The sequence below is a fragment of the Bacillus sp. MHSD_36 genome, assembly GCF_030757775.1.
Classification (GTDB): Bacteria; Bacillota; Bacilli; order Bacillales; family Bacillaceae_G; genus Bacillus_A.
In genome coordinates, this window is the sequence record NZ_JAVBIS010000005.1 from 281,285 (window position 1) to 306,632 (window position 25,348).

Genomic DNA, 25,348 nt, shown 5'->3' on the forward strand with positions numbered 1-25,348 from the left:
TAAGAAATTTAAAATCAATATTACTTTATTATTTTATGAAATTTAATTTCTTTTCATGACGAATTTATCCCACTTTAACTGGCAGTAAGACCCCCACCTCAAATTAAGCGAAAGCAAAGAAGATAGGTGGGGGATCAACTGCCTGTAAAAGTCCGATTGGTTCAACTAATAATAAGTGGGGATGCCCCCCCACTTATTAAAGTTTCACTTTATGTCGGTACGAAAAAAAGATGGGTTTCCCCATCTTCTCATTTCAGCTTCCGTAATCGTAAAGCTTCTTCTCTTGTTTCCATAAATTGATCTAGCACTTGATTACCAATACGATTAAAAGTAATGACATATAAAGCATCTATCATATTCAATTGTGTCATTCTTGAAGCAATACTCGCAATACGATGATCTTGTTCTACATCTGGCATACAAAGACGAATATCCGCCTCTTTATATAACGGTGATGATTGATCGAGCTTTGTAATCGCAATAACTGTTGCACCTTGTCTCTTCGCATATTGCGCCATTTCAAGTACATCTTTCGTACGGCCAGATGTTGAAATTGCCACAAAAATATCACCTTCTTTTAAATTCGTCACAAGCGGCAACATCATATGAAAATCAGATAGCATCATCGCTGTAAATCCGAGCCTTGTAAATTTATAAGCTCCGTCCATCGCCGGAGTAGCTGATCCGCCTACCCCGTAAAAGATAATTTTATCGGCATTTACAATACGATCTGCAGCTTTTTCAAGTTCTTTTTTATCTATCGCCGTCACGCTCGCCTCAATTGCAGCTTTATTCACATACGTAACTTTATTAAACAAGTCGTACGGGCCATCTTCTGTATTCATCACTGAAAAATCATTAATATTATAATCAGCAATCGTTAATTCACGAACGAGTGCGATTTTAAATGCTTTAAAGCTCCCAATCCCAATCGACTTACAAAAACGAACAACACTCGCCTCACTTGCACCCGCATTCGTTGAAACTTCTTTCGTCGTTAAGTTCGGAACAATCTCTGCATTCTCCATTATGTACATGGCAACCTTCTTTTCAGCTGGTGAAAATTGATCCATATTACTTTCAATTTTAAATAGTAATGTTGAAGCTTTCACTATTTAACCTCCACTTCTTACGGTTGCGTATATTCTCTACTATCATTTACACCATATAGATAAAAACCATCATTACCAGGTGGATGGTGAACGATTACAGTTCGATCCCCTTTTTTATCCCGCTTTAATGGGCAGTAAGACCCCCATCTCAAAATTCAGCGAAAGCAAAGAAGTTAGGTGGGGGTCGGGCTGCCCATAAAAGTCCGATTGGTGAAGGCTAATAATCAGTGGGGGATGAAGAACCCCCCACTGATTAAAGTTTCACTTTATATGACGTTATTTCACCTTCAAATCGCTGTTTTTCCCATCCATGTATCCAAATTGCAAAGTCAGGTACAAAAGCAGTGTACTTATAGTCTTTCGGGTTTTCGTCTTCTACATAGGAAGAAAAAATAGAAACTGGAAAATCTTTCACCTTTGATTCTTTCCATGCGGTAAATGGCATACATAGTACAATTAGTATGATCACACCAATAACCTTCCCCTTCGTAATCTTCACACATTTTCTCCCCTCGACTTATCATATACGTAGATTTTACCATAATTACAACCTATTCACGCTATATGACTATTGCCTTTTCCAATAAAAAAGAGCTTACCTACATGAGATAAGCCCTTCCTTTCTATACAAAATACTTCTTCAAAAGCGGCGGCGTAATAATCGTCGTTAATATAACAACAATAACAATCGCTGTGAAATTTTCTTTCGCTAATAAATTCGCCGTAAGTCCATTCGCTGCGATGATAAGCGCTACTTCACCACGTGATACCATCCCGGCACCGATACTAATAGAAGATTGAAGGTTGAATCCTGTTAATCTTGCTCCTAAACCTGATCCAATCAGCTTTGTGAAAATCGCAATAAGCGTCATGATGATAATGAACCAAAGCTGGCTTCCGATACCTTGAAATGTAATTTCCATTCCGATACTTACGAAGAACACTGGCACAAATATCGCATACGCAATCGGTTCAATTTTATGTTCTACTTCGTGCTTATACTCTGTTTGCGAAATGGCAATTCCAGCTGCAAATGCGCCAATAATACCTGCAATTCCCATCATTTCACTATAATACGAAAAAGAGAAACAAATAATAAGAGCTGCACTAATTAATGCCTCCGTTACACGAAGTGGCACGAGCATTTTCATAATCCAAGGCACAACTTTCCAGGCAATAAAAACAATACTGACGAAGAAAATAATTTTCTTTACGATAACAAGTGTTATATTCACATCTTGCGTTCCTAAAAAACTCATAACAAACGCTAATAAAATAACGACGATAACATCATCAAATACAGCAGCACCTAAAATCGTTGTACTTTCTCTCGTATTCATTTTCCCTAAATCTCTTAGTGTTTGAACCGTAATACTAACTGACGTTGCGCAAAGTAATAAACCTAAGAAAATTGCATGAGATTGTATTAATCCAAACAGCAATCCTGTTACATAACCACCGATGAAAGGAAAAATAATTCCACCAGCCGCTACTGCAAATGATGATTTCAAATTCCGATTTAGCTCTTCTAAATCTGTTTCAAGTCCAGCCATAAACATAAGTAGCAAAACACCAATTTCACTCAGTTCATCGATTAATTCGGAACTATCTATAATACCAAGTACAGCTGGACCGATAATAATTCCGATAATTAATTTACCAAGTACAGAAGGCTGACCAAGTCTTACACTAATATCACCAGCTAATTTTGTACAAAGTAAAATGACGACAAGTTCAAAATAAAATAACATAACATCTTCTCCTACTTTAACTTTAATGAGCGGGTTTTCTCCATCCAAAGTAGATTATTAACCCTCGTCCATTCCTGCGAGTAGTTTCCCCTATTCATCCGCATTTTATTTGTCATACTTTTATTTGACAAAATATTCTGAATTATATTAAGATTAATCCAGCAATTTTAAAAAACTACATACCATAACTGTACCTCCATTTACCTACATACTCTTTTCTAGTGGGCTCATACTATATTCGCAGTTATGGAAATGAAAAACGGGGGGAGAGTCCAAAGTGAAGTCATTATTACGAAAAAAAGCGCTTAGTACTGAATCACCACGGCAGTTAAATAGAACATTAACTGCACTTGATTTAACGTTTTTAGGAATTGGCGCCGTAATTGGGACAGGAATCTTTGTATTAACAGGTATTGTTGCGGCGAAACATTCTGGTCCTGGTATTATGCTATCATTCCTTATTGCTGCATTTACTTGTGCTTGTGTAGCCTTTTGTTATGCTGAATTTGCTTCTTCTATTCCTGTCTCAGGAAGTGTGTATACTTACGCATACATGACAGTCGGAGAAGTCGTCGCCTTCATCGTCGGCTGGTGTTTAATGCTCGAATATTTACTTGCAGTCGCAGCAGTAGCTGTCGGTTGGTCTGGTTATTTACAATCTTTACTACAAGGATTTAACATCCATCTGCCCGCCATAATCGCCTCGGCTCCTGGCGTAGGAAAAGGTGGTCTTATCGATTTACCCGCTGTTTGTATTTTACTACTCATTACGGGGCTTTTAAGTTTTGGTATACGCGAAAGCGCACGCATTAATAATATTATGGTTCTTATCAAGTTAGCTGTTATTATCGCCTTTATCGTAGCAGGTGCAAAATATGTAAAACCTGAAAACTGGACGCCGTTCATTCCATTCGGATACGACGGTATCATTACTGGAGCTGCCACTGTATTCTTCGCCTTTTTAGGCTTTGATGCAATCGCAACCGCGGCAGAAGAAACGAAAAAACCACAGCGTGATTTGCCAATTGGCATTATCGGTTCCCTTCTTATTTGTACTGTTTTATACATGATTGTATCTTTCGTTTTAACAGGTATGGTTCCGTATACACAATTAGATGTTTCTGATCCAGTTGCATTTGCCTTACATTTCGTTGGCGAAGATACAATTGCAGGACTACTTGCTATTGGAGCGATGACTGGAATGACAACCGTTCTCTTAGTCGTTATGTATGGACAAGTTCGCGTTTCATATGCGATGAGCCGCGATGGCCTACTTCCAAAAGCATTAGCACGTGTAAATAAAAGAGTAAAAGTCCCTTTATTAAACACATGGATTACTGGTGTTGTTGCCGCTTTATTAGCAGGACTTTTAGACTTACACTTACTAGCTAATTTAGTGAACATCGGTACGTTAACAGCCTTTACATTCGTTTGCTGTGCGGTACTTATTTTACGAAAAACACACCCTGACTTGAAACGCGGATTCCGTACACCTTTCGTCCCTGCATTACCAGTTGTCGCGATTCTTTGTTGTTTATATTTGATGGCTAATTTATCTAAAACGACATGGATTAGCTTTATAGCTTGGCTTATAGTCGGTTTATGCTTTTATTTCTTCTACTCTAGAAAACATAGTCACTTAGCTACTGAAAAAACAAACGATGAACAGAAAAAAGCATAACAAAATAGCTCGCCAATAAAACGGCGAGCTATCTTTCTGTACTATTATATTTTTTCGTTAACGATTGTAAAATGAAAAATATGCCGATGCAAGCTGTAAACGATGCCCAATTTCCTATTGGCGTTGAGTATTTAACAATTCCAATACCTACAAGCACTAAGAAAATAATCACCTGATATATGAGCTTCCACTTTTGCATATGTTCCCTCCTTTACTTCGTTCCCTTCTTTTTCTTCTTCCATGCATTTAAACTATCAAAGAAGAAGTTAATAAATAACGTGCCTAAACCCGCTAATAAAAACGTCATTAAAAATAGAATCCATATACTTTTTTCTTTTAAGAAATAATATCCTACAAGGAGCACAACCGCGATCCATACATATTCAAGAATTCTTTTTAGCTTTTTCTCTTCCAAATTATTCGCTCCCTCATTCTATACTATTTTTAGTATAACAAAAAAGAAGCCTATCATGATAAGCTTCTTTCTCTTCTCTCTTATTTGTTTATGCTTTTTTCAACGAGTGAAATCGCATATTCCATCGTACGATTCATCGTTTCTACTTGTGTATCTTTTACTTTCGCATCTTTTAACACAGATTCTGCCACTGTAATTTTTTGACTCAATGATTTCACTGAACCGTCCGTTACATTTGCAGCTTGCGCTTTTTTCACTACTGCTTTTGCAGATTCAATATTCATTTGTAATTTTTCTTTCAGTGTTTTCGGTTGGTCTACTACTTTAGATTGTATAAATATTTGATTTGCAGTTTTTAATTTATTATACGCTTGAACAATTTGTTCTCCCGTACTCGCTACATTTTCAAACACTTGTTTTGTATTATTATAGCTTTTCTCTAATTCTTGAAATGCTTCCTTTGAATATTGACCTGGCTTATCACCAAATTCATACGTACCAGCTAACACTTCTTTTACTTTTCCAATCTCTTCATATAACGCATTTACTTCCTCTAACTTTGTACGGTTAGAAAACTCATTATACGCTGCTAATACTTCTGAAGAATTTAACGCTTTACTATATAATTTCGCAAGCGCAATTTGTCCATTTAACGGAATACCACCATTCCCATTGCTATCAGGATCAGCACCAAGTGCAAATGGTACGTTCGGGTGATACACTTTCCCTGTAGCTGGCTGGCTATTTACTTTTTTACCATCTACGTAAATTGCTACTTCACTTCCGTTATACGTTCCTGTTAAATGATACGTTTTGTTAGCTGCTAATTGAACCCCAACGCGCTTATAGCTACCGCCAATATGAGCCCATAATTCTACATATCCACTTCCTGTAGATTCAAAGCCAATTCCGCCGCTCTCTGTATTTTGTAAAATACCTTGTCCGCGGATTTCATTCATTGAAAATACAGTTTCTAACGTAAACGTATTTGCTACTTTCTCTTTTTGTGCTGCTGAAAACGGAAGGTATCCAAATGTATTTGCTTTTCCATTTAGCTTCATAACATTCTTTTTTAATGCTTTATCATATTCAATAGTCACAGTGCCCTTAACATCACCTTTTGTACCAAATGATGAATTGTCTTTAAATGTACCATCTGCAAAGTTTACATCAAAAACATCGGCCTTTGGTACTTTTACATTCGGATCAATATTATCTTTTTTCGTAGTGATTTCTGCTGTTAACGGCTGTCCACTCTCATTGCCAAATGAATCAATCGCAACAACTTCAAGTGTATATGTTTTCCCGCCATCTAACCCTGCCAGTGTAAATGTCAGCTCTTTTGGCACTGGATCACGATAAAACTCTGAGAATGCTAACAATTTATTCTTTATCTCACCTGTTTGCTTATCTTTAGCTTGTACACGATAAGAGTGAACAAGAAGGTTGTCCAATGCTTGAGGGAATGTTACTGTTGCTGCATTTTCTGTTACATTTGATACCGATAACTTCGCATCTTTTGCAAAGTAAGGCTTTTCTTTATCACGATCTTCTACATGTGTAAATGTTTCTTTCTTTGATGGCAACTGAATTTTCCACGGTTCGCCTGTCCAAGAATTTGTATGGAAATCACGGCGATTAATCGTTACTTCTTTATCATCTACTTCTACTAATAAACCTTGACTTAATGTACTAGCTCCTGGCGGGATATTTCCTTGTACTTTCCCACCTTCAACTTCCATATAACTTACAGAAGATGTACCAACTGATGTAAAGTCTTTTTGATGAATCGATCTTGGATCATCTAACGGATAATGCGAATGCCCTGAAAACGTAATAACCTGTGGGTATTGTTTTAATACCTGATTAATTTTCGCACTATCTTTCGTTCCCCACTCTTGACTACCGTATACTGTATCTTTAATATGCTGATGTAAAAATACGAAAATCGGCTTTTCTGGATCATCTTTTTGTGCCTTTGCCATTTCTTCTTTTAACCAATTAATTTGTTTGTCTGAATAATATCCATGAGTTGTCCCATCCTCTGGAGACATAACAAGGAAGTGATAACCCTTTACCACATTATGATAATAAATTGATTTCATACCTGTTTTTTCTAAGAAACGCTTCTGCGCTCCTTCTACAGATAAACCGTTCCAATAATCATGATTTCCTAGGGAATTCATGCGTACCGCATCTTTATTTGCATTTTCATTATATACTTGCATGAAACGATCATATTGTTGTACCGATCCTGAATCAGTAAAGTCTCCCACAATTACGAACGCATCTTGTTTAGGTGCAAGTGTATTCAGTTGCTCGATTGCTCGTTTCCAGCGAAACGTATCATCCGTTCCACTATTTTTAATATGTACATCACTTACGACTGGAAAAACGATCTTCTTCTCACTTGGTGCCTTTTCTTGCTTCTTCTCTTCCGCTTTGACTGATGTACTCCACGGAAATGATACGAATGCTAATACAAAAACCATGAATAATCCAATAAGGCCTTTTACTTTTCGTAAAGCTGTTCTTTCCACATGAATCCTCCTCATATAATGAATTAATTACAATGGTTATTGTAGCGAATACATATTAACTTCGTATAAATTACAAATAAAATTTATTTCATTTTTGTAAATATACAGTCAATTTTCCATAACATCCAACATCACTTGTATTATCTTATACAACCACCTTTTGTCTAACAGACTCTTATTCATTATTATGAGTTGGAAGCCTATTAAACAAACTTTCATGAAATTTTTTCCTCTTTATTAACACAACTATCGTTTTACAACATTTAATAGTAGTAAAACGAAACTATGAAGGGAGGAGCTATTAATGGCTTATAAAAAAAATATTGGCTGCTATGCCCCTTTATCCATCATTTGCCCTCCCTATGATCCACCTATCCCCCCAGACCCATCAGCTTGTAAATTAGTCAACAATGAATTCGCTGGTAATTTTTTTATAACAAAAGAAATTCCATCATCTTCTGAAAGTTCTACATTAATCTTATGGGAAGGAGATGGTGTACTTAAAATATCGGGTAATATTTCTGTGTATAATAGCACTAGTAGTACTGGAGCGGTTACGGTTCAAATTATTGGACAGGTGACAAATACTTTTACTGTATACCCTGGCAACACCATGTCATATACAGGTCAATCATTACAATCTGTGGCAATTATTAATCTCCCAAATAATCCAACTCGGTATATAGAAGGAAAATATTGTTGTCAATTCTCATTTTGCTTTTAAAATTATTTATGACCTCAACTTACAAACTATATAAAAAAGCATACCAATTACGGTATGCTTTTTCTTATGAAATTGGATAACGTACTGTCAGACATAATTGTCCTTGGCTTACTCCTGTTCCTGTTGTTACGATTTGAATAGTAGTAAAGTATCTTACTGTAAATGAACCACTACTTTGTGGTTGTACAGTAATTGTATTCACTACTGTCGCTCCTACTAGAAAATTCACGGTAATTGGAGCTGTACCTACATCATATTTCACATAACCTGATGCGTATAAATCTTGCGTAATGTTATTCGTATACACCGTTTCGGTTACCGCACCAGTAGCGGACCAATCTATGCATACTTGATCTTGTACAAGTGTATTATTGGAGCAACAAGATAAACTAGAATTCCCCATTTTAGCCCTCTCCTTTTATGAAAGTGGATAACGCGTCGTGATACAAAACTCACCTTGATATGTCCCAGCTGTTGCAGCCGGTAAAGTTACCTCAATTGTTTCAAAACGGCGATACGTAAAAGCAATACTAGTTCCTGGATTTAAAGTTTGGGTATCAAGTGTATTACCAGCTGAGTCAAGAACTGTTAACGTTATTGCTGCTGGTCCTACATCATATCGAACAAATCCTGTTCCAATTACATTTTGATTAATGTTGTTGTTGTACAGCACATTCGTAATAGCAGTCGCCACTACAGTTCCTGACCATGGACTACACACTTTATCTTGCACATAATTTTTATCTGGACAACACGTTAATGCAACCCCTGAGCATTCACAAGACATAGATGTTTCCCCTCTCTCTTACTTATTCCTTATATGTGTATGTCCCTCAGAGTCTTTTGCCTGTACTATTCATTTATTTTCAAAAAATAAGACAACTCCTGTACTCATGACTAGATAGATTCCGTTCTGTTTCTTTTTTTCATAAATTTATAGATGAATATACCACCTACAACAATAACTACGACTAGTAATATCGGTAGCATATATTGTCCAACAACATCCGCTGCTTTTTCCCAATGCGGACCTAATTTCATTCCAAAATAGACATATAAAGTCGTTAACGGGAACATTGCTACAAATGTATATATGCTAAATTTCCAGATGTTCATTTTTGCCATGCCACATGGAACAGAGATAAGTGTTCGAACTCCTGGTACAAAGCGTCCAACAAATGCTACAACTGGTCCATATTTCTCAAAGAAATCATCTGCTTTCTGAATTTGCTCTTCTTTAATAAAGAAGTATTTTCCGTATTTTATTAATAGCGGACGACCACCATAATAACCGAGTGCATATAACGTTAAAGGTCCTGTCGTTCCGCCAAGTGTCCCAGCTAATACAGCTAACCAGAAATTCATATCTCCCTCGTACACCCAATACCCAACCATAGGCAACACTACTTCTGCTGGAATAAATTCAAATGTTAATGCTAACACAACTCCAAAATAAGAAAACTGCTTTAAAAACTCGATTATATCTAAAATCATTTGCTCCATATTTTTAACTCCTATCCTACGTTTACGTTATGCTTTTCTCGTAATTGAACTGGCGCCATCTTGACAATTCGGTTCAAAATGAATAACACAACTCCAATATCATCTAAAATACCGATAAACGGTAGGAAGTCTGGAATTAAATCGAGCGGCATCGCAACATACCCAACTAAAAAAGCAATGGATAAAATTTTCTTCTTTATTGAAACCTCTTTTGAAGTAAAAAAGTCAAATAGAAATGGAACGAAACGACGGACATGAAATACAACTCTTAATCTACTCATAAGTTTTTTCATTTTTATTTCTCCTCTCTTTGTATACGAAAAGGACCCTACCAAATATGGTAAGGGTCCTCAAAAAGACAGAAAGGGGCCTTTACCATTGCTGGTAAAGGTCTCACTAACAACGAAACGTTGCCAATAAAGCCGAGGGTTTCTCCCTGTAATGACGACTTTACTGTAATAAGTTACTCCCCTTTATACACAATTTTATACACTCACATTAAAATATTTCATAGGGCTTGTCAATATATTTTATCTTCCACTCCCTTCTGATCATTCTTCCATAAAAAACAAATACACGTATAGGAAATTTCTTACTATCTCATAATATACATAATCATTTTTGAACGAAAGGAGATGTTTCATTTGCATACCGTCTGGAAAGGTGCACTTTCACTTGGACTATTAAATATAGGAATCAAACTATACAGTGCCGTAGAAGAAAACGATATAAAATTTTTAAGTCTCCATAAAGAATGTTTAACACCTATTAAATATAAAAAATTTGCTCCTGATTGTACGGATGAAGAAATTGATGATACAGATATTGTAAAAGCCTATGAATATGCACCTCATAAATACATTATTATGGATGAAAAAGAATTAGCTGAGTTGCAAAAAGCTCACGAACCACGATCCATTCGTATTATATCTTTTGTCCAAAATAACGAAATCGATTCTGTTCTTTATGACCGTTCTTATTTTATAGGCCCTACCCCAGGACATGAAAAATCGTATTTATTATTAAAAGAAGCTCTTGAACGTACAAATAAACTTGGGCTTATTCATATTTCTATTAGAAAAAAACAACATTTAGCTATTATCCGTAACTTTGAAGATGGACTGATGTTACAAACCATTCACTATCCTAATGAAATTCGCGATATAACAAATATACCTAACTTACCAAGTAACGAAAATTATCCTATCCAAAAACAAGAACTCACCGCAGCAATTAATTTAATCCACCACCTTACAAATCCTTTTGAACAAGAAATGTATACAGATGAATACAAAGAAGCCCTTACCGAATTAATCGAGAATAAAATTGAACAACAAGAAAAAACTGAAACAATCTCTCCAGCTCCAAACATCATTAATATTATGGAGACATTACAGGCAAGCATTGAACAAACAAAAATAAAAAGAGACAATAAAACAGAAAAAGAGGCCAAATAAAATTGACCTCTTTTTTCTTTAAAGCGGATTACATTTCGGCATTTCAAGTCCAGACGATTGAGCTAGTTTTAATAAGTAGTAACATTCCTCTCTTGCCATATGATCTGCCATTCTAGCTGATAATACACTTAATACTTCATTCGATAACTCGAGCTCTTCCACTTCATGTAAAAAATGCGAAAATAATTTCAATTCAAGTGAAACATCTTTTGTAAACTTCTTTAATGCTGGAAAATGATGAAGCTCCGTTCGTAAATATCCAGTCATCTCAACTGCCTTTAAGTAAAATTGTTCAAAATGCTTCGTAAATTCTTCGCTTTTCTCTTTCAATCTTTTTTCAACAAGATCTAGCCCACCAGAAATAGAACCCGCATGACCAGCCGCATCCGTTAACCAAACGAGATGATAATGCAATTCATGAAAAACAGGCGGAACTTCCCCTTTCTTCAAAAACTCTAAAACTGTTATATACTCTTCCACTTCGTTTACCATATGATTAATAAAAGTTGGCGTAAAATGAATCGTAATTTTCCCTTCCAACTGCTTCTGTATAATATTTAATTTAAACGCTCGAATTTCCTTAGCAGCTTGTTCAGCCTCTTTTGAGAATGCCATTAGATTCACATTCCGAACTTTATTTAACAAATTCGTAAATGTTTCAACAAAGTAAGTAGCTTTTTTTATATCCTCTTTTTCCTTCGGAGCTAATGCATCCAGTAAAAATTGTGCATGATCAGTAAGTACCTTTAGCCAAAATTGATGCTCAAACAACGCACTTTCTTCATAATTTCTCTCCACTAAATCCCCTCCGTTTATTCATTCTTCTCTACCACTTGAAGTTTATATCCATCTGGGTCTTGTACTACAATACTTTTCTCACTTTCTTTTTCTGTATATGGAATTTTATAAAATACTAACCTCTTCTTTACATTCTCTATGTTAGAAATTGAAAACGTTAGAACATCAACTGAATCCACAACACTCTTCTCACGTCCGCCCAAACTGCGCTTCATAACAAAACTAATTCTCGTTGAATCAGCATCATACCAAACCCCTGTTACATCTAATTGAGGTCTTTCTAAACTAGGTTTGATTCCTAAAATCCCTTCGTAAAAATACAAAGTTTCCTTTAAGTTCTTTACTTCTAACACAATTAAATTCTTTACAGTCTCCACATTCATTCCCCCCGTACCTATTACTTTTTTATATGTGTCATAAATGCTCATTATGTCTGAATACAATACGTAGTAATGAACATGTAAGGAGGTTTATTCGTGAATAAATATATGAGATCATTCGTGCCCTATCATAGTCCTCTCGACCCTTGTCCTCCTATCGGAAAAAAATATTATTCTACTCCTCCTAATTTATTTTTAGGCTTTCAACCGCCAAACTTACCACAATTCACACCAAAAGAAGCGCTACAAAAAGGGACTTTATGGCCTGTTTTTTATGACTATTATGAAAATCCTTATAAAAAAGGGCGGTGACTACTGACGTGAATCAATCGCTACCAGAAGAATACTATCAACTTTTACTGGAGCTTCAAGAACTGGACTTTGTACTAGTTGAACTCACTCTTTATTTAGATACACATCCAGATGACACCGCTGCGATTAATCAATTTAATGACTTTTCCTATAAACGGAGAGTATTAAAACAAAAGATGGAAGAAAAATACGGACCACTCCAACAGTTTGGAAACAGCTATTCGAATGCCCCTTGGGAATGGAGCAAAGGTCCTTGGCCATGGCAAATATAAAGGAGAGAAACTATGTGGATTTATGAAAAGAAATTACAATACCCCGTTAAAGTGGGAACTTGCAATCCAGCACTAGCAAAATTATTAATTGAGCAATACGGCGGTGCAGATGGCGAGCTAGCTGCTGCACTACGTTACTTAAATCAACGTTATACAATTCCTGATAAAGTCATTGGCCTACTTACTGATATTGGTACAGAAGAATTTGCTCACCTTGAAATGATTGCTACGATGGTTTATAAACTAACGAAAGATGCAACTCCTGAGCAAATGAAAGCTGCTGGTCTTGACCCTCATTACGCTGATCATGATAGTGCACTCCACTACCATAACGCTGCTGGTGTTCCATTTACTGCAACCTATATACAAGCTAAAGGTGATCCAATTGCCGACCTATACGAGGATATTGCGGCTGAAGAAAAAGCACGCGCAACATATCAATGGCTTATTAACTTATCAGATGATCCAGATATAAATGACAGCCTACGCTTCTTACGTGAACGAGAAATTGTCCATTCACAACGTTTCAGAGAAGCGGTTGAAATTTTAAAAGAAGAACGTGATAAGAAAATATTTTTTTAAAACACGTATCCTAGGGATATGTGTTTTTTTTACGTTAAAAGTTAAATCCTCCTTATTAAACATACAAATAGTATATTTATTCGATTTAATGCATTATTTTTTAATTTTTTCAAAATTCCCTATTGCTTTCTAGTCATCAGACCTTTAAAATAGTAACAGTTACTCGACAAATTATTTGAATTTTCGACAAAAATACTCATTAGGAGGATTTTCTTTATATGCGTACAACTTTAAAGCCAGCGCAAATACTTTCGATTAGTTTATTACTATTCGCAGTTTTCTTCGGTGCTGGTAATATGATTTTCCCGCCCCTTCTCGGTCTTTCTTCCGGAGAAAATATGTGGGTCTCCATTACAGGATTTATTATTACAGACGTCGGTTTATCTTTACTAGCTATCGTCGCTGTTGCCCTTGCCGGTGGTAGTTTTAACACTTTAGCAAGCCGTGTTCATCCAAAATTTGCAGCAATATTCGCTATCATTATTTATCTTTCAATCGGCCCACTATTTGTTATTCCACGAACTGGATCTGTATCTTACGAAATTGGGATTGCACCACTTTTCCCGGACCAATGGTACTCTATGTTAATCTTTAGTGCAATTTTCTTTACAGTCGTCTACTTCTTATCATTAAATCCATCAAAATTAGTAGATCATATCGGAAAAATATTAACACCAATTTTACTTGGAATTATTGCAATTATGGCAACAAAAGCGATTCTTTCACCAGGAACGTTTGCAGAACCTGTTGGTGACTATAAAGAAATTCCATTTTTCAAAGGATTTCTTGAAGGATTTTTAACGTTAGATGCAATTGGAGCACTTGTATTATCAACGATTGTTGTAAATGCAATTCGCCAAAACGGTATACAAGAGAAGAAATCAATTGCGAAATATACAATTATTTGCGGAAGCATCGCAGCTCTATTTTTAACAATTGTTTATTTCTTACTCGGTTATATCGGGGCTTCAAACGGCAACTTAGGTCAATTCGAGAACGGTGGTCAACTATTAGCTACTATTATGTACCAATTCTTTGGGACAAGCGGTAATGTTTTATTAAGTATCGCCATTATCTTTGCTTGTTTAACGACAGCAATTGGCGTTGTAAGTGCATTCGCCAACTATTTTGCAACAGTATTAACAAACGTTTCTTACAAAAAACTCGTACTATACGTTTGTATTTTTAGCTTCTTCATTTCAAACTTAGGATTAAGTTTATTAATTAAAATTACATTACCTGTATTAATTATTTTGTATCCAATTACGATCATTTTAATTTTCGTATCATTTATTGATAAATATACGAAACGTAAACCTTCTGTCTACATCGGAGCAATGATCGCAGCATTCATTATTAGCTGTATTCATGCACTTGATAATGTGGAATTGATACCAAGTTTTATCGCTAATATCGTACACACGATTCCGTTTTATAACTTAGGAATCGGCTGGATTATTCCAGCAATCATCGGTGGTATAATCGGTTACTATATTCCCCAAGCAGAAGCTGAAGGTGAAGTTTCTACAAAATAAAGAAAAGAAGCAAGCATGAAATACATGCTTGCTTCTTTTTATCTTCTACCATTAAATACCGTATTTGTATACGAACGAACGGTTAACATATAGTAACCAAAGTATATTATGATATACACCCCTATACTCCCTAGTAAAGGAAGGATATATTCAAACATTCCTGTAAAGCCCATCAAACTTAGAAATGCAAAGAATGTATGAACAATCGCAAGAAATAATGGTACTAAAAATATCGCACCTACTTGCTTTCTTATAGACTCTCTTGCTTCCTTTTTCGTTAGTCCGATTTTCTTTAACATTCCGTACGCCGGACGCTCTGCCATCGCTTCTGTTATTTGTTTAAAGTATAAAATACAACCCGTTGCAAGAATAAAGACAACCCCTAAAAATATACTAGCAAACAATAACACTGCACCATCTTGCAATTCAGATTGGCTCGTCTCTTCAAATGATTGTAATTTCGCTTCTACAGAAAGGATATTCGCTAGATTTTTCGTTAGCTCTGCATTTCCATTTCCTTCAACAATAAATCCACTTACTGTTGAAATAGCTTTCCCTCTTTGCAACTTATTAAATAACGAATCTTGAACAACAAGCCCAACTGGTGCAAGTTTTGCGCTAACAACTGTTTCTTCGCGGTGATCAGCAATTATTACCTCTCTCTTCATCCCTTCAAAGGACACATTATTTCCTTCAAGCGAATTCTTTTCGATGTTATATGATTTATACGGATCTAATAAAACAACTTCCTTTTCAGAACCTAAAACAGCTTTTTTATTACCTAACATAGAAGCTGCTTTATTATAATCTGACTCTTTTATAACTTGTACATTGCCATCACTAATTAAATATCCTGTTAACATACTCGAACCATCTATATTTACTTGTCCCGAAAACAACTCTACTTTTGTTTCACCCTTAATGATTCCTCCATGTTTTTGTATCTCTTCTCTAACTTTCTTATTTAATTCCTTCCCAGTTGTTACATATTCATAACTAACTGGATTCATAAGTGTTGCCGTTTTCTTTGCTCCATAATACATACTAGAACTCATACCAATTGTGCATAGTGTTACCGCACTTAATAAAGATAGTAAAGCTAACATCTTTACGTTTCCTTTTATTCTAAAGAACAATGAAGAAATCGATAAAATGTTCGTTCCATTCCAATATTTCGTTTTATCTCCCTTGATTGTATGGAGTGATTTCACTGTATATTGCTCAAATAGTAAAAACGTACCTTTTACAATACAGCCAAAAATAAGTAGACCTGTAATAAAAATTGCTCCAAATCCAAAAACTTGTGTAAGTAGCGCAATGATATAACCTGTAATTAATAAAACAATCGCTCGTTTTGCCTTCTTACTTGAATACGTAGGTGCCTCTTCTTTTTGATTTTCACCATATAGTAATTCAACTAAACGATGCTCATAAATTAACTTTTTACTTTTCCATGATGCAATAAAAAAAATTGCTCCTATCGTTATAAGAACTTCTACTATAGATAAAAATGAAATCGTAAATGTAAAAGTAAATGCACTTCCCATTAACTTTACGAGAAACCCTGCGCACATATTCGCTATAAATAAACCAGCAAGAATACCTAACACACTTGCCGCAGTACCAACTAATAAAGTTTCATAAAAGAGTAACTTCGCAATCTCCTCTTTACGGATACCTAATAAACTGTATAGTGCAATTTCTTTTTTCTTCTTTCGTAAAAAGAAGCTATTACAATAAAAAATAAATATCGTTAAAAAGATAATCAACAATATTTGTGCAAACGTAAATGTCGTTTCCACCTTATCCGATTCTTTTAAAAGAGCTACTACACTTTCATTTCGTTTAATCGATACGAATGTAAAATAAATAATAATGCTACCTACTAATGAAATAAAGTATAGAAAATAATCTTTTATATTTCGTTTTATACTACGTTTTGATACTTCTAAAAAATCCATCGTATACCTTCACCCGCTCTCGTATTTCTCTATACATAAAGTGTATACGAAATTGTATTTCTCCCCTATCGATTTTCATTACATCTCTCTTACGATATTGTAATATAACAAAATAAAAAGAACCTAGTCTCCTAGGTTCTTTACATCGTATGTTTAAACGTAAACAACTCTTCTTTTGAATGCACCGCAGATTGTTCCTCTTCTACAACGTCCTTCTTCATCTCTCCTCCTAACCTTATTTTTATCATCGCCCCTTCTATACTTTTTACAATCATATTTCCTGAAAAAATAGTAAGCCCGAAAAATGTAATTGGGACAAGAGGAATCCACGGATGCACCGTTAAGGATCTAAAGTATACTCCAATTAAACCTGACCATTCATGCGTGTAAGACTCTACTTCTTCTACCGGTCCGAAAAACTTAACAGTTCCGCCAAAGAATACTTCCAGTAGCCCTAAGTGCAGTAAAATGGTAAGAGTCTGCGTAAACTGTTGAAGAAATACGAGTATAAACGTCATATAGAGATGCGGAAAAAGATGCTTTATAACAATATGTCTTCTCGATCCACCTAATATGCGCGCGGCATCAATAAATTCTTCCGTTTGTAATTTACGAACTTCCTTCGCAACATACAGTGCAATAACCGGCATCGCAAGCATTACAAGTAATACCACTTGAAACGAAGCTCTTTCAAAAAAAGTGGTTGTTTCCTCTCCACTTCCAAAGCTATTTACAGATCGAAGAAAGAAATACGCAATCATAACTGTTGGAATGACTGTAAAACTATCAAAAAAAGCCTCGATTTTTGAAAACCCTCTTTTTATGTACGTTCCGAGGACGACACCGAAAAATACACCTATTACCATTCTAAGTGCCGCAATTAAAATAGAGATACCAATCGTCCACTTTGCACCTTCAATGACTAAATGTAACAGGTCGTATCCTTTCCGATCAGTCCCAAGTAAAAATTGGAATGAAGGTGAAAACGGTGGCACTTCTGGATTTTCATCTGCATCATATTGCAATGTAACTTGTCTAATATGTCCATCATTCCATATCGTATTTCCGATGCTCAAAAGAACTAATAGGAGAAAAAAACCAATGCTTATCCAAAATCTTTTATCGCGTTTTATATACGTCCACATATTATAGCCTCTCCTTCATCGCAGCTGGAATGAGGTAATGAAACAATTTAAACAAAATAAAAATCGGAATATAAATAAGTAGCACACTAACGATGAAAACCTCAATCCTAATACCTTCGTACGATTTCAAAAACATAAAAATACCACCCGTATTAAAAATCCATTCTATAATATATAGATTAGATAACATAAAAAAGATATTCGTTTTCGCAAAGAAAAGTGTACTAAGCAACACATTTCGTAAAACATGACGGTTTAAAATATGAAAACGATCCAGCCCTTTCGCCTTAGCAAATAGTACATAATCTTTTTCTAACTCATTTTCAAAACGAAGCACTAACATTTTTACAAACAGAATCGTAGTCGGGATACTCAAACAAAATATCGGCAATCCTCTAATAGACTCGCCTCCGATTGACGCAATTTGAAAGGGTAAAAAACCTGTCTGTTTAAAAAACCATATAACTAAAATTTGTGATCCCAAAATAAGAAGAATGTCTGGAATGGATTCTAGGAAGATAAGAAATGATTTCATTCGATGTCGTATATGCGGTGAACTACTCATAATGACATAAACAATACAAAATGCTACAAATAATGAAATGAAAAAAGCAGCCAAAAAAATAATAATCGTTTCTTTATAATGGACGAACAACTGCGGAAATAAAAATTTACCTCTCACATATTGCAAATTGGAAATATCCATTAAGTTCACAAACACTTCTTTTAAACTTTGTATGTACTGTGATGCACGCAACTCAAATCCATAAAATAACTTCGGCAATGCCCCTAAACAAATAATACCTAAAATCGAAATAATAAATTGAACCGTCACTTCCATCCCATTCAGAAAAACTTTTTTGACCACGTTTTCCCTTCTCTCTTTATATAATTTACCTTTTAATTTTATTCTTAATTTTCTGAATTGTAAATATTTATACATAAAAAATCACTAGGTTATGACCCTAGTGATTCTTTATGCACGTGCCCTTCTCTTTTCGCAAACGGCATATACAAAATAAAACATCCGATAAGCGCAGCTATTTCTAATGAAATGATGTAGTAAGGGTGCGGTCCTAACATATCGAGTAATGAAGCAGTTTCTGGCTTACGAGCTAAAAACATATAATTACCACCTGTTTTGTAGTTCACAAACGAAACAATGGGAATCAATATGTTTAAAAAGATCATTGTGCGTTTAATAGATTGTAATGTCGGACGATACCCTTCCACCCAAGTCATAAAGAGTGGTGCCCAAATGAGCAGTATATGTGCGATAAAATATTCAATGAAACGAAAATGCGGAAAAGCATATTGCAAGTTCGGCGTTAATATAGCTTGTGATGCACCAATAATTCCCGTAAAAAATACGATCTCATATATGCGGTAACTTTTCGTTACAATCATAATCGACGCTAACAATAAACTAATCGTACATAACTCAAATGGTAATGAAGTGCCCAGTTCAAATATCCCTGCTTTCCATTCCCACATATGAAGTCCAATTTCACTTCCAATAAATAAAAATGCAATCGCATATCGAACCGTTATATTCCACTCACTTTGCCGTAATACATCTTGGTATTGATACAGAAAAAATATCCCCACCAACATAATAAATAATATAAGGACGTGTTGCCTTGAGTATGGAATAAATGGTTTTAATGGATGCGCACTAAAATAAGCTTCCATCTTGCCTCCTCCTCTCTTTCATACAATATTATTGTAAGAAAGAAACAACGAGTCAATTCATTTGCTTACACTAGGACAAGCTCTACCTTACATTTACATATTCATACCTTACAAAACTGTAAGGTTATTGTAAGCTAAAACGATTTGTCAGATTCTTTACCTCTTCTATACTGAATGTAGATACTAAAACGAACGAAAAGGTGATAAATAGATGAAGAAGAAAAATAAAGTGTTAATTACTAGTGTAGTAGCAATCGGTATTGCAGCTGGATCATATTTTGCATTTGCTGGCGGCGGTTCAGAAGTGGCAATGGCATATAGCGGATATAAAGTAACAGAAAAACAAATTGAAAACGCACAAAAATTTGGCGGTGAAGTCATTCCAAACGGAATCGAAACAATTTCATTTGATCCAACAAAAGGTACGTATGAATTAGCTGTAAAAAAAGGTGATGAAGTGAAAAAAGGTCAGCTCCTTTTTAAATATAATGACCCTACTGCGAAACAAGGTGTAACAGAAGCAGAAATGCAAAAGAAAATCGCACAAAAAGAAGTAACATTGTTCCAAAAGCAAATTGATACAGCGAAACAAAAATTACAAAAAGATAAAAATGCAGGCCTTCCTGCTGAAGCATTAAAAGCATCAGAAATTGAAGTACAGCAATTAGAATCACAACTTGAAATGAAGAAGTTTGAAGTTGAAAAAGCTGATGAGATGATTAAAGCGGCAAAAGAGAAAGTAAACACACTTTCTGTAACGAGCCCTACTGATGGCGTAATTGATGACATCGTAAAAACTGCTGATGAAAAAACAGGTATGAGCGGTATTACACTTCGTCACGCTGGTCCATTTAAAGTAAAAGGGCAACTTTCTGAATATGAGCTCGCTAATATGAAAGTTGGGCAAGAAGTAACTGTTTCATCAAAAACGGTCGCTGGTAAGACTTGGACAGGAAAAGTAACAGAAATCGGTTCTACACCATTAAAGAGCATGGATGAAAATAAAACTGTTTCTAACTATCAATTCACTGTCACATTAGACAATAGTGACGAACTACAAAACGGCTTCCACGTTTACGTAACAAGTAAATCTGGCGAAGCAACTGGGACAATTGTTCCGAAAAGCAGTATCGTGAAAAAAGGTGACAAAAATGTTGTCTTCGTTGTAAAAGACGGTAAAGCGAAAGAACAAGCAGTTACGGTTGAATTCGAGACTGATAGCGAAGCAAAAGTTTCTGGAGTGAAAAAAGGAGAGGAAATTATCTCTAAACCTGAAAAAGACTTAAAAGATGGTATGGAGGTTGTCGCCCAGTGATTAACTTAAAAGGCATCACGAAATCTTTCCAAAATGGTGCAGAATCCGTTCAAATATTACACGGCATTGACGTAACACTGAACCAAGGAGAATTTACTTCTATTATGGGACCATCTGGTTCTGGTAAATCAACATTAATGAACATTATCGGTTGCTTAGATAAACCAACGACAGGTACGTACGAACTAGCTGGTCAAAACATTTCAAACATGTCTGAAACAGAACTTGCACGCGTTCGTAATAAAGAGATCGGATTCGTATTCCAAAACTTCATGTTATTACCGAGACTTACAGCACTTCAAAATGTAGAGCTACCTCTTATTTACGCTGGAGTTGATAAAAAAGAAAGACGTGAGCGCTCATTAGCTGCTTTAACAAAAGTAGGTTTAGCTGACCGTGCTACTCACTTACCGAACGAATTATCAGGTGGACAAAAACAGCGTGTCGCTGTTGCACGTGCAATCGTAAATAATCCAAAGTTCATTTTAGCCGATGAACCGACGGGGGCACTTGATACAAAAACGAGTACACAAATTATGGACCTCTTTTATGAATTAAACAAACAAGGCTCAACAATCATTATGATTACCCATGATCGTGAAATCGGGGAAGCTGCAGCACGTCAAATTGTAATTCGTGACGGAAATATCGTCCAAGATTGGAGAGGTTAATTTTGAATACGAGTGAAAATATACGCATGGCCCTTTCCTCTATCTTTGCCCATAAAATGCGTTCTATCTTAACGATGCTAGGAATTATTATTGGGGTTAGTGCCATCATTACCATTATCTCGATTGGGGATGGAACAAACGCAAAGTTCCGCGAACAAATCGGGAACGAAAAAAAAGATCAGTTTTCTGTAAATTATAAGACGGAAGATTACTCAGATATGGACGGAAAAATTTCCTCAAGCATGTATGAAAGTATATCAAAAATTTCTGGTGTACAAGAAGTTTATCCAGATGTAAAAGGAAAAGAAAAAGTATATGCAGGAAAAAAAGAATTAGATTTAGATATTACCGGTGCAAAAGGTGATTATTTTGAAGATACATCTAAATTCAAACTTGAGCACGGCAGATTTTTAACAGCAGCTGATTTAGACAGACCTGAACATACAATTGTATTAAATACAGATGCTTTTGATAAATTATATTCTTCATGGGAACCAAACTTATATATAGATATAAAAGGTACACCATACAAAGTAGTTGGCGTATATTCAGTAAAAGCAATGATGGGCGGCATGACATTTAAAGAAGGTGTCATTTCAGCAGAAAATTGGCCCGTACTATTCGGAAAAAACAACTACGATTCTGTAACAGTAAAAATTGCTCCTGGTCAAGACAAGGAAACTGTTCAAGAAGCAGTTGTAAAATCATTAAATGAAGCAAAAAAACCAGAGCATTCAGGTAAATTTGAAGTACCAGATCCACAAGAATTCTTAAAAGAAATTGATAGCTTCACAGGTATACTAAAAAGCGTATTCGGTGGTATTGCTGCTATTTCCTTACTTGTAGGTGGTATTGGTGTAATGAACATTATGCTAGTATCTGTAACGGAGCGGACACGCGAAATCGGTATCCGTAAAGCATTAGGTGCAACACGTGGTAAAGTATTAATGCAATTCTTAATCGAAGCTTGCATTTTAACAGCATTAGGTGGGTTTGTCGGATTTATGCTTGGGATCTTCTTCGCATGGATTGTCGCAATGTTTGCAGGATGGCCACTTGTCGTTTCACTAAAACTAGGACTTATCTCTGTTGCCCTATCTATGTTAATCGGTATACTATTCGGTTTACTGCCAGCTAACAAAGCTGCCAAACTGGATCCAATTGAATGTTTACGATATGAGTAAACAAAAACGTAGGAATTTACACTCCTACGTTTTTTTATTTATCCCGCTTTAACGGGCAGTAAGACCCCCACCTCAAAATTCAGTGAAAGCAAAGAAGCTAGGTGGAGGTCGGGCTGCCCATAAAAGTCCGATTGGTGAGGGCTAATAATCAGTGGGGGATGAAGAACCCCCCCACTGATTAAAGTTTCACTTTATCTATTAAATCGTGTTTCTTCTATTATATATGTTTCACGTTACACATACCTTTAACTATTTCAAAGTACTACAGCTATTATAGAATCCTATTATCGCAAAAATAATATGTAAAAGACCAAAATCAAGGCGTAATTTTTTCCATACCTCGACTTATTTTGTAACAATTGTAGCGATATTTCATTAAATTTCACCCCATTTCTATTTCTCCACAACTAAAATAGTTATTTTTACATAACTACTTTCCTGTTTCAATAGAAAAAAACATCATTTTTGTAATGAATACGAAACAATTACGTAACACTAAAGAAACAATATTAACCTATTAGAAATTGAAACACTCCCCTTTTTATGTATTAGATGCTCTAATCTCCCCTATAAACTAAAAGAAAGCGGTTTTAGGATATTGCTGGAATTATTACAGAATATTAATGACCCATTACGAAAGCTTTGTAATTCTATGTTTTTCGCAAATAAGAAAATAATGGTTGCTATAATGAGGTCAACGAAAACAAATGCAATGGAGGCTATTATGAAAAAATTTATGGGTATAGCAACAGCAGCGGTTTTTGGTCTTGGGATTTTCACAACATCTGCTAAAGCAGAAACAATCGTAACGACTGATGTACTAAATGTACGAGAAAACCCAACTACTGAATCAAAAGTTGTAGGAAAATTATTAGATGGATATAAAGTTAACGTTTTACATACAGAAAACGGATGGTCAAAAGTGAAATTAAATAGTGGTAAAGAGGCTTTCATTAGCGCTGACTACACAAAAGATACTTACTACGTAACAGCAAACGTATTAAACGTACGTGCTGGTGCAAACACAGACTCAGAAATTCTTGGTAAATTGAAACAAGATGATGTAATTGAAACAACACACCAAGTTGAAAATGATTGGATCCAATTTGAATATAACGGAAAAACAGCTTATGTTCATGTTCCTTATTTAACAGGTAAAGCTCCAGTTAAAGTTCAACCAGCAGTTAAAGTTGAAAAAGCAACGAAAGTTCAAAATACAGCTAAAGCAGTGGAAGCAACTAAAGCTCGTGAAGTAGCTGAAACGCAAGCTAAAGCTAAGGCGGAGGAAGCAACTAAAGCTCGTGAAGTAGCTGAAGCTCAAGCAGAAGCTAAAGCCGAGGAGGCAGCTAAAGCTCGTGAAGTAGCTAAAGTTCAAGCAGCAGCTAAGGCTCAGGCAGCAGCTGAAGCTCAAGCAGAAGCTAAGGCTCAAGAAGCAGCTAAAGCTCGTGAAGCGGCTAAGGCTCAAGCAGCAGCTGAAGCTCAAGCAGCGGCTAAAGCTCAAGAGGCAGCTAAAGCTCGTGAAGCGGCTAAGGCTCAAGCAGCAGCTGAAGCTCGTGAAGCAGCAGCTAAAGCTCAAGAAGCAGCTGAAGCTCGTGAAGCGGCTAAAGCTCAAGAGACAGCTAAAGCTCGTGAAGCGGCTAAAGCTCAAAAACCTGCTACACAACAACCTGTTGCAAAAGAAACTGAAACAAGTGCACCATCATCTTCTCGTGAACTACGTGTTGTAGCAACAGCTTACACAGCAGATCCACTTGAAAATGGTTATAAAGCAGGCGACCAAGTAAAATCAGCTTTAGGTCACAACTTAACAGCTAATCCAAACATGAAACTTATTGCAGTTGACCCAAATGTCATTCCATTAGGTTCAAAAGTATGGGTTGAAGGTTACGGAGTAGCAATCGCTGGTGATACTGGTGGAGCTATTAAAGGTAATAAAATCGACGTTTTAATGCCAGATAAAGGCACATCTAGTAACTGGGGACGTAAAACAGTTACAGTGAAAGTTTTAAACTAATTATGCAAAAGAGTCAGTCTCAATAATGAGACTGACTCTTTTTTTATGATTCTTACATTCTTTCTCTTGAAAGTAACTAATATAATTCCGAAGCCACTTTCGCTCTGACATAAATAAGTTCCCTCGGTTTTTATATACTTTATCAAACGTCTTTAAAACTTCTTCATGATCAACAAACTTATGTAAGAAACAAAGAGCGATGATAATCTCCTTCTCTCCCGTCCAAATTAAATCTATCTCTTTGCATTCTATATACGATGAACACTCCCCCACTTAGCAAAGCTTGAAGTGGAGGTTTCTAACG

General features: G+C 35.7%; 26 protein-coding genes and 3 pseudogenes. 11 read left to right on the top strand and 18 right to left on the bottom strand.

Annotation, left to right across the window (positions count from 1 at the left end; translation table 11 throughout):
* Nucleotides 1–248: 248 nt before the first annotated feature.
* The 4 genes and pseudogenes from Q9B79_RS21360 to Q9B79_RS21375 form a co-directional block, all read right to left on the bottom strand.
* Nucleotides 249–1,112, bottom strand: coding sequence for a MurR/RpiR family transcriptional regulator (locus Q9B79_RS21360; RefSeq protein ID WP_306187416.1), 864 nt, complete (start codon nt 1,110–1,112; stop codon nt 249–251).
* A 17-nt stretch (nt 1,113–1,129) separates the two neighbouring features.
* A pseudogene (locus Q9B79_RS21365) lies at nt 1,130–1,228 on the bottom strand (outer surface protein); the annotation flags it as partial.
* Between the two features lie 152 nt (nt 1,229–1,380).
* Nucleotides 1,381–1,611 (bottom strand): annotated as a pseudogene (locus Q9B79_RS21370) (outer surface protein); the annotation flags it as partial.
* Nucleotides 1,612–1,735: 124 nt separating this feature from the next.
* Nucleotides 1,736–2,863: a cation:proton antiporter gene (locus Q9B79_RS21375; RefSeq protein WP_306187418.1), complete on the bottom strand. Its 1,128-nt coding sequence runs from the start codon at nt 2,861–2,863 to the stop codon at nt 1,736–1,738.
* 277 nt (nt 2,864–3,140) lie between these two features.
* Here Q9B79_RS21375 and bcaP point away from each other — a divergent pair, with 277 nt between their 5' ends.
* The gene (gene bcaP / locus Q9B79_RS21380) at nt 3,141–4,544 is read left to right on the top strand and encodes a branched-chain amino acid transporter BcaP (protein WP_306187420.1); all 1,404 of its coding nucleotides are present in this window, start codon (nt 3,141–3,143) and stop codon (nt 4,542–4,544) included.
* Between the two features lie 28 nt (nt 4,545–4,572).
* Here the strand turns inward: bcaP and Q9B79_RS21385 are convergent, their stop codons facing one another.
* From Q9B79_RS21385 to Q9B79_RS21395, 3 genes are all read right to left on the bottom strand, one after another.
* The gene (locus tag Q9B79_RS21385; RefSeq protein ID WP_306187422.1) at nt 4,573–4,743 is read right to left on the bottom strand and encodes a hypothetical protein; all 171 of its coding nucleotides are present in this window, start codon (nt 4,741–4,743) and stop codon (nt 4,573–4,575) included.
* Nucleotides 4,744–4,755: 12 nt separating this feature from the next.
* Complete coding sequence (locus Q9B79_RS21390) at nt 4,756–4,959, bottom strand: hypothetical protein (RefSeq protein WP_000391503.1); 204 nt, start codon at nt 4,957–4,959, stop codon at nt 4,756–4,758.
* Nucleotides 4,960–5,039: 80 nt separating this feature from the next.
* A complete protein-coding gene (locus Q9B79_RS21395) occupies nt 5,040–7,499 on the bottom strand; it encodes a LamG-like jellyroll fold domain-containing protein (RefSeq protein ID WP_306187426.1) in 2,460 nt (819 codons plus the stop codon).
* A gap of 304 nt (nt 7,500–7,803) precedes the next feature.
* Here Q9B79_RS21395 and Q9B79_RS21400 point away from each other — a divergent pair, with 304 nt between their 5' ends.
* Nucleotides 7,804–8,223: an S-Ena type endospore appendage gene (locus Q9B79_RS21400; protein ID WP_306187428.1), complete on the top strand. Its 420-nt coding sequence runs from the start codon at nt 7,804–7,806 to the stop codon at nt 8,221–8,223.
* Nucleotides 8,224–8,287: 64 nt separating this feature from the next.
* Here Q9B79_RS21400 and Q9B79_RS21405 read toward each other — a convergent pair whose 3' ends face one another.
* The 4 genes from Q9B79_RS21405 to Q9B79_RS21420 all read right to left on the bottom strand — a co-directional run bounded on the left by Q9B79_RS21405 (nt 8,288) and on the right by Q9B79_RS21420 (nt 10,019).
* Nucleotides 8,288–8,626: a DUF3992 domain-containing protein gene (locus Q9B79_RS21405; protein WP_000528442.1), complete on the bottom strand. Its 339-nt coding sequence runs from the start codon at nt 8,624–8,626 to the stop codon at nt 8,288–8,290.
* A 15-nt stretch (nt 8,627–8,641) separates the two neighbouring features.
* Nucleotides 8,642–9,010: a DUF3992 domain-containing protein gene (locus Q9B79_RS21410; protein WP_237982145.1), complete on the bottom strand. Its 369-nt coding sequence runs from the start codon at nt 9,008–9,010 to the stop codon at nt 8,642–8,644.
* Between the two features lie 110 nt (nt 9,011–9,120).
* Nucleotides 9,121–9,726, bottom strand: coding sequence for a DedA family protein (locus tag Q9B79_RS21415; protein WP_306187431.1), 606 nt, complete (start codon nt 9,724–9,726; stop codon nt 9,121–9,123).
* Between the two features lie 11 nt (nt 9,727–9,737).
* Nucleotides 9,738–10,019, bottom strand: a complete 282-nt coding sequence (locus Q9B79_RS21420; protein WP_306187433.1) for a YkvA family protein — start codon at nt 10,017–10,019, stop codon at nt 9,738–9,740.
* Nucleotides 10,020–10,370: 351 nt separating this feature from the next.
* Here Q9B79_RS21420 and ku point away from each other — a divergent pair, with 351 nt between their 5' ends.
* Nucleotides 10,371–11,183 (top strand): non-homologous end joining protein Ku, encoded by an 813-nt coding sequence (gene ku / locus Q9B79_RS21425; RefSeq protein WP_306187436.1) that lies wholly within the window; start codon nt 10,371–10,373, stop codon nt 11,181–11,183.
* Between the two features lie 18 nt (nt 11,184–11,201).
* Here ku and Q9B79_RS21430 read toward each other — a convergent pair whose 3' ends face one another.
* Both Q9B79_RS21430 and Q9B79_RS21435 read right to left on the bottom strand, forming a co-directional pair.
* Complete coding sequence (locus Q9B79_RS21430; protein ID WP_098283355.1) at nt 11,202–11,981, bottom strand: DUF2935 domain-containing protein; 780 nt, start codon at nt 11,979–11,981, stop codon at nt 11,202–11,204.
* 14 nt (nt 11,982–11,995) lie between these two features.
* Nucleotides 11,996–12,409, bottom strand: a complete 414-nt coding sequence (locus Q9B79_RS21435; RefSeq protein WP_306187440.1) for a VOC family protein — start codon at nt 12,407–12,409, stop codon at nt 11,996–11,998.
* 48 nt (nt 12,410–12,457) lie between these two features.
* On the opposite strand from Q9B79_RS21435, the gene Q9B79_RS21440 reads away from it, so the two are divergent.
* From Q9B79_RS21440 to brnQ2, 4 genes are all read left to right on the top strand, one after another.
* Complete coding sequence (locus Q9B79_RS21440) at nt 12,458–12,673, top strand: spore coat associated protein CotJA (protein ID WP_001046257.1); 216 nt, start codon at nt 12,458–12,460, stop codon at nt 12,671–12,673.
* Nucleotides 12,674–12,681: 8 nt separating this feature from the next.
* A complete protein-coding gene (locus Q9B79_RS21445) occupies nt 12,682–12,945 on the top strand; it encodes a spore coat protein CotJB (RefSeq protein WP_001076510.1) in 264 nt (87 codons plus the stop codon).
* Nucleotides 12,946–12,957: 12 nt separating this feature from the next.
* Nucleotides 12,958–13,527: a spore coat protein CotJC gene (gene cotJC / locus Q9B79_RS21450; protein WP_000265273.1), complete on the top strand. Its 570-nt coding sequence runs from the start codon at nt 12,958–12,960 to the stop codon at nt 13,525–13,527.
* 218 nt (nt 13,528–13,745) lie between these two features.
* Nucleotides 13,746–15,062, top strand: coding sequence for a branched-chain amino acid transport system II carrier protein BrnQ2 (brnQ2, locus tag Q9B79_RS21455; protein WP_306187445.1), 1,317 nt, complete (start codon nt 13,746–13,748; stop codon nt 15,060–15,062).
* Between the two features lie 38 nt (nt 15,063–15,100).
* Here the strand turns inward: brnQ2 and Q9B79_RS21460 are convergent, their stop codons facing one another.
* The 4 genes from Q9B79_RS21460 to Q9B79_RS21475 form a co-directional block, all read right to left on the bottom strand.
* Nucleotides 15,101–17,023, bottom strand: coding sequence for an FtsX-like permease family protein (locus tag Q9B79_RS21460; RefSeq protein ID WP_306187447.1), 1,923 nt, complete (start codon nt 17,021–17,023; stop codon nt 15,101–15,103).
* A gap of 140 nt (nt 17,024–17,163) precedes the next feature.
* Nucleotides 17,164–18,168, bottom strand: a complete 1,005-nt coding sequence (locus tag Q9B79_RS21465; protein WP_306187449.1) for an ABC transporter permease — start codon at nt 18,166–18,168, stop codon at nt 17,164–17,166.
* A gap of 1 nt (nt 18,169) precedes the next feature.
* Nucleotides 18,170–19,036, bottom strand: coding sequence for an ABC transporter permease subunit (locus Q9B79_RS21470; protein WP_306187451.1), 867 nt, complete (start codon nt 19,034–19,036; stop codon nt 18,170–18,172).
* An 89-nt stretch (nt 19,037–19,125) separates the two neighbouring features.
* Entirely contained in the window at nt 19,126–19,860 is a 735-nt protein-coding gene (locus Q9B79_RS21475) for a YwaF family protein (protein ID WP_306187453.1), read from the bottom strand.
* 211 nt (nt 19,861–20,071) lie between these two features.
* Here Q9B79_RS21475 and Q9B79_RS21480 point away from each other — a divergent pair, with 211 nt between their 5' ends.
* The 4 genes from Q9B79_RS21480 (at nt 20,072) to entC (ending at nt 25,044) form a co-directional block, all read left to right on the top strand.
* Nucleotides 20,072–21,175, top strand: coding sequence for an efflux RND transporter periplasmic adaptor subunit (locus tag Q9B79_RS21480; RefSeq protein WP_306187456.1), 1,104 nt, complete (start codon nt 20,072–20,074; stop codon nt 21,173–21,175).
* Nucleotides 21,172–21,846 (top strand): ABC transporter ATP-binding protein, encoded by a 675-nt coding sequence (locus tag Q9B79_RS21485; RefSeq protein WP_000609103.1) that lies wholly within the window; start codon nt 21,172–21,174, stop codon nt 21,844–21,846. Before Q9B79_RS21480 ends, Q9B79_RS21485 begins: the two co-directional genes overlap by 4 nt.
* A gap of 26 nt (nt 21,847–21,872) precedes the next feature.
* On the top strand, nt 21,873–23,030 hold the full coding sequence (locus tag Q9B79_RS21490) for an ABC transporter permease (RefSeq protein WP_411469470.1): 1,158 nt from the start codon (nt 21,873–21,875) through the stop codon (nt 23,028–23,030).
* A gap of 601 nt (nt 23,031–23,631) precedes the next feature.
* Entirely contained in the window at nt 23,632–25,044 is a 1,413-nt protein-coding gene (entC, locus tag Q9B79_RS21495) for a cell wall-binding protein EntC (protein ID WP_306187467.1), read from the top strand.
* Here entC and Q9B79_RS21500 read toward each other — a convergent pair.
* A pseudogene (locus tag Q9B79_RS21500) lies at nt 25,045–25,266 on the bottom strand (hypothetical protein); the annotation flags it as partial.
* Between the last annotated feature and the right edge of the window lie 82 nt (nt 25,267–25,348).

Excerpts from the sequence above, each read along its gene's own strand:
- Q9B79_RS21375 (WP_306187418.1), bottom strand. The coding sequence starts at position 2,863 with ATGTTATTTTATTTTGAACTTGTCGTCATTTTACTTTGTACAAAATTA.
- Q9B79_RS21385 (WP_306187422.1), bottom strand. The coding sequence starts at position 4,743 with ATGCAAAAGTGGAAGCTCATATATCAGGTGATTATTTTCTTAGTGCTT.
- Q9B79_RS21400 (WP_306187428.1), top strand. The coding sequence starts at position 7,804 with ATGGCTTATAAAAAAAATATTGGCTGCTATGCCCCTTTATCCATCATT.
- Q9B79_RS21405 (WP_000528442.1), bottom strand. The coding sequence starts at position 8,626 with ATGGGGAATTCTAGTTTATCTTGTTGCTCCAATAATACACTTGTACAA.
- Q9B79_RS21410 (WP_237982145.1), bottom strand. The coding sequence starts at position 9,010 with ATGTCTTGTGAATGCTCAGGGGTTGCATTAACGTGTTGTCCAGATAAA.
- Q9B79_RS21415 (WP_306187431.1), bottom strand. The coding sequence starts at position 9,726 with ATGGAGCAAATGATTTTAGATATAATCGAGTTTTTAAAGCAGTTTTCT.
- Q9B79_RS21420 (WP_306187433.1), bottom strand. The coding sequence starts at position 10,019 with ATGAAAAAACTTATGAGTAGATTAAGAGTTGTATTTCATGTCCGTCGT.
- Q9B79_RS21435 (WP_306187440.1), bottom strand. The coding sequence starts at position 12,409 with ATGAGCATTTATGACACATATAAAAAAGTAATAGGTACGGGGGGAATG.
- cotJC (WP_000265273.1), top strand. The coding sequence starts at position 12,958 with ATGTGGATTTATGAAAAGAAATTACAATACCCCGTTAAAGTGGGAACT.
- brnQ2 (WP_306187445.1), top strand. The coding sequence starts at position 13,746 with ATGCGTACAACTTTAAAGCCAGCGCAAATACTTTCGATTAGTTTATTA.
- Q9B79_RS21460 (WP_306187447.1), bottom strand. The coding sequence starts at position 17,023 with ATGGATTTTTTAGAAGTATCAAAACGTAGTATAAAACGAAATATAAAA.
- Q9B79_RS21465 (WP_306187449.1), bottom strand. The coding sequence starts at position 18,168 with ATGTGGACGTATATAAAACGCGATAAAAGATTTTGGATAAGCATTGGT.
- Q9B79_RS21475 (WP_306187453.1), bottom strand. The coding sequence starts at position 19,860 with ATGGAAGCTTATTTTAGTGCGCATCCATTAAAACCATTTATTCCATAC.
- Q9B79_RS21480 (WP_306187456.1), top strand. The coding sequence starts at position 20,072 with ATGAAGAAGAAAAATAAAGTGTTAATTACTAGTGTAGTAGCAATCGGT.
- Q9B79_RS21490 (WP_411469470.1), top strand. The coding sequence starts at position 21,873 with ATGGCCCTTTCCTCTATCTTTGCCCATAAAATGCGTTCTATCTTAACG.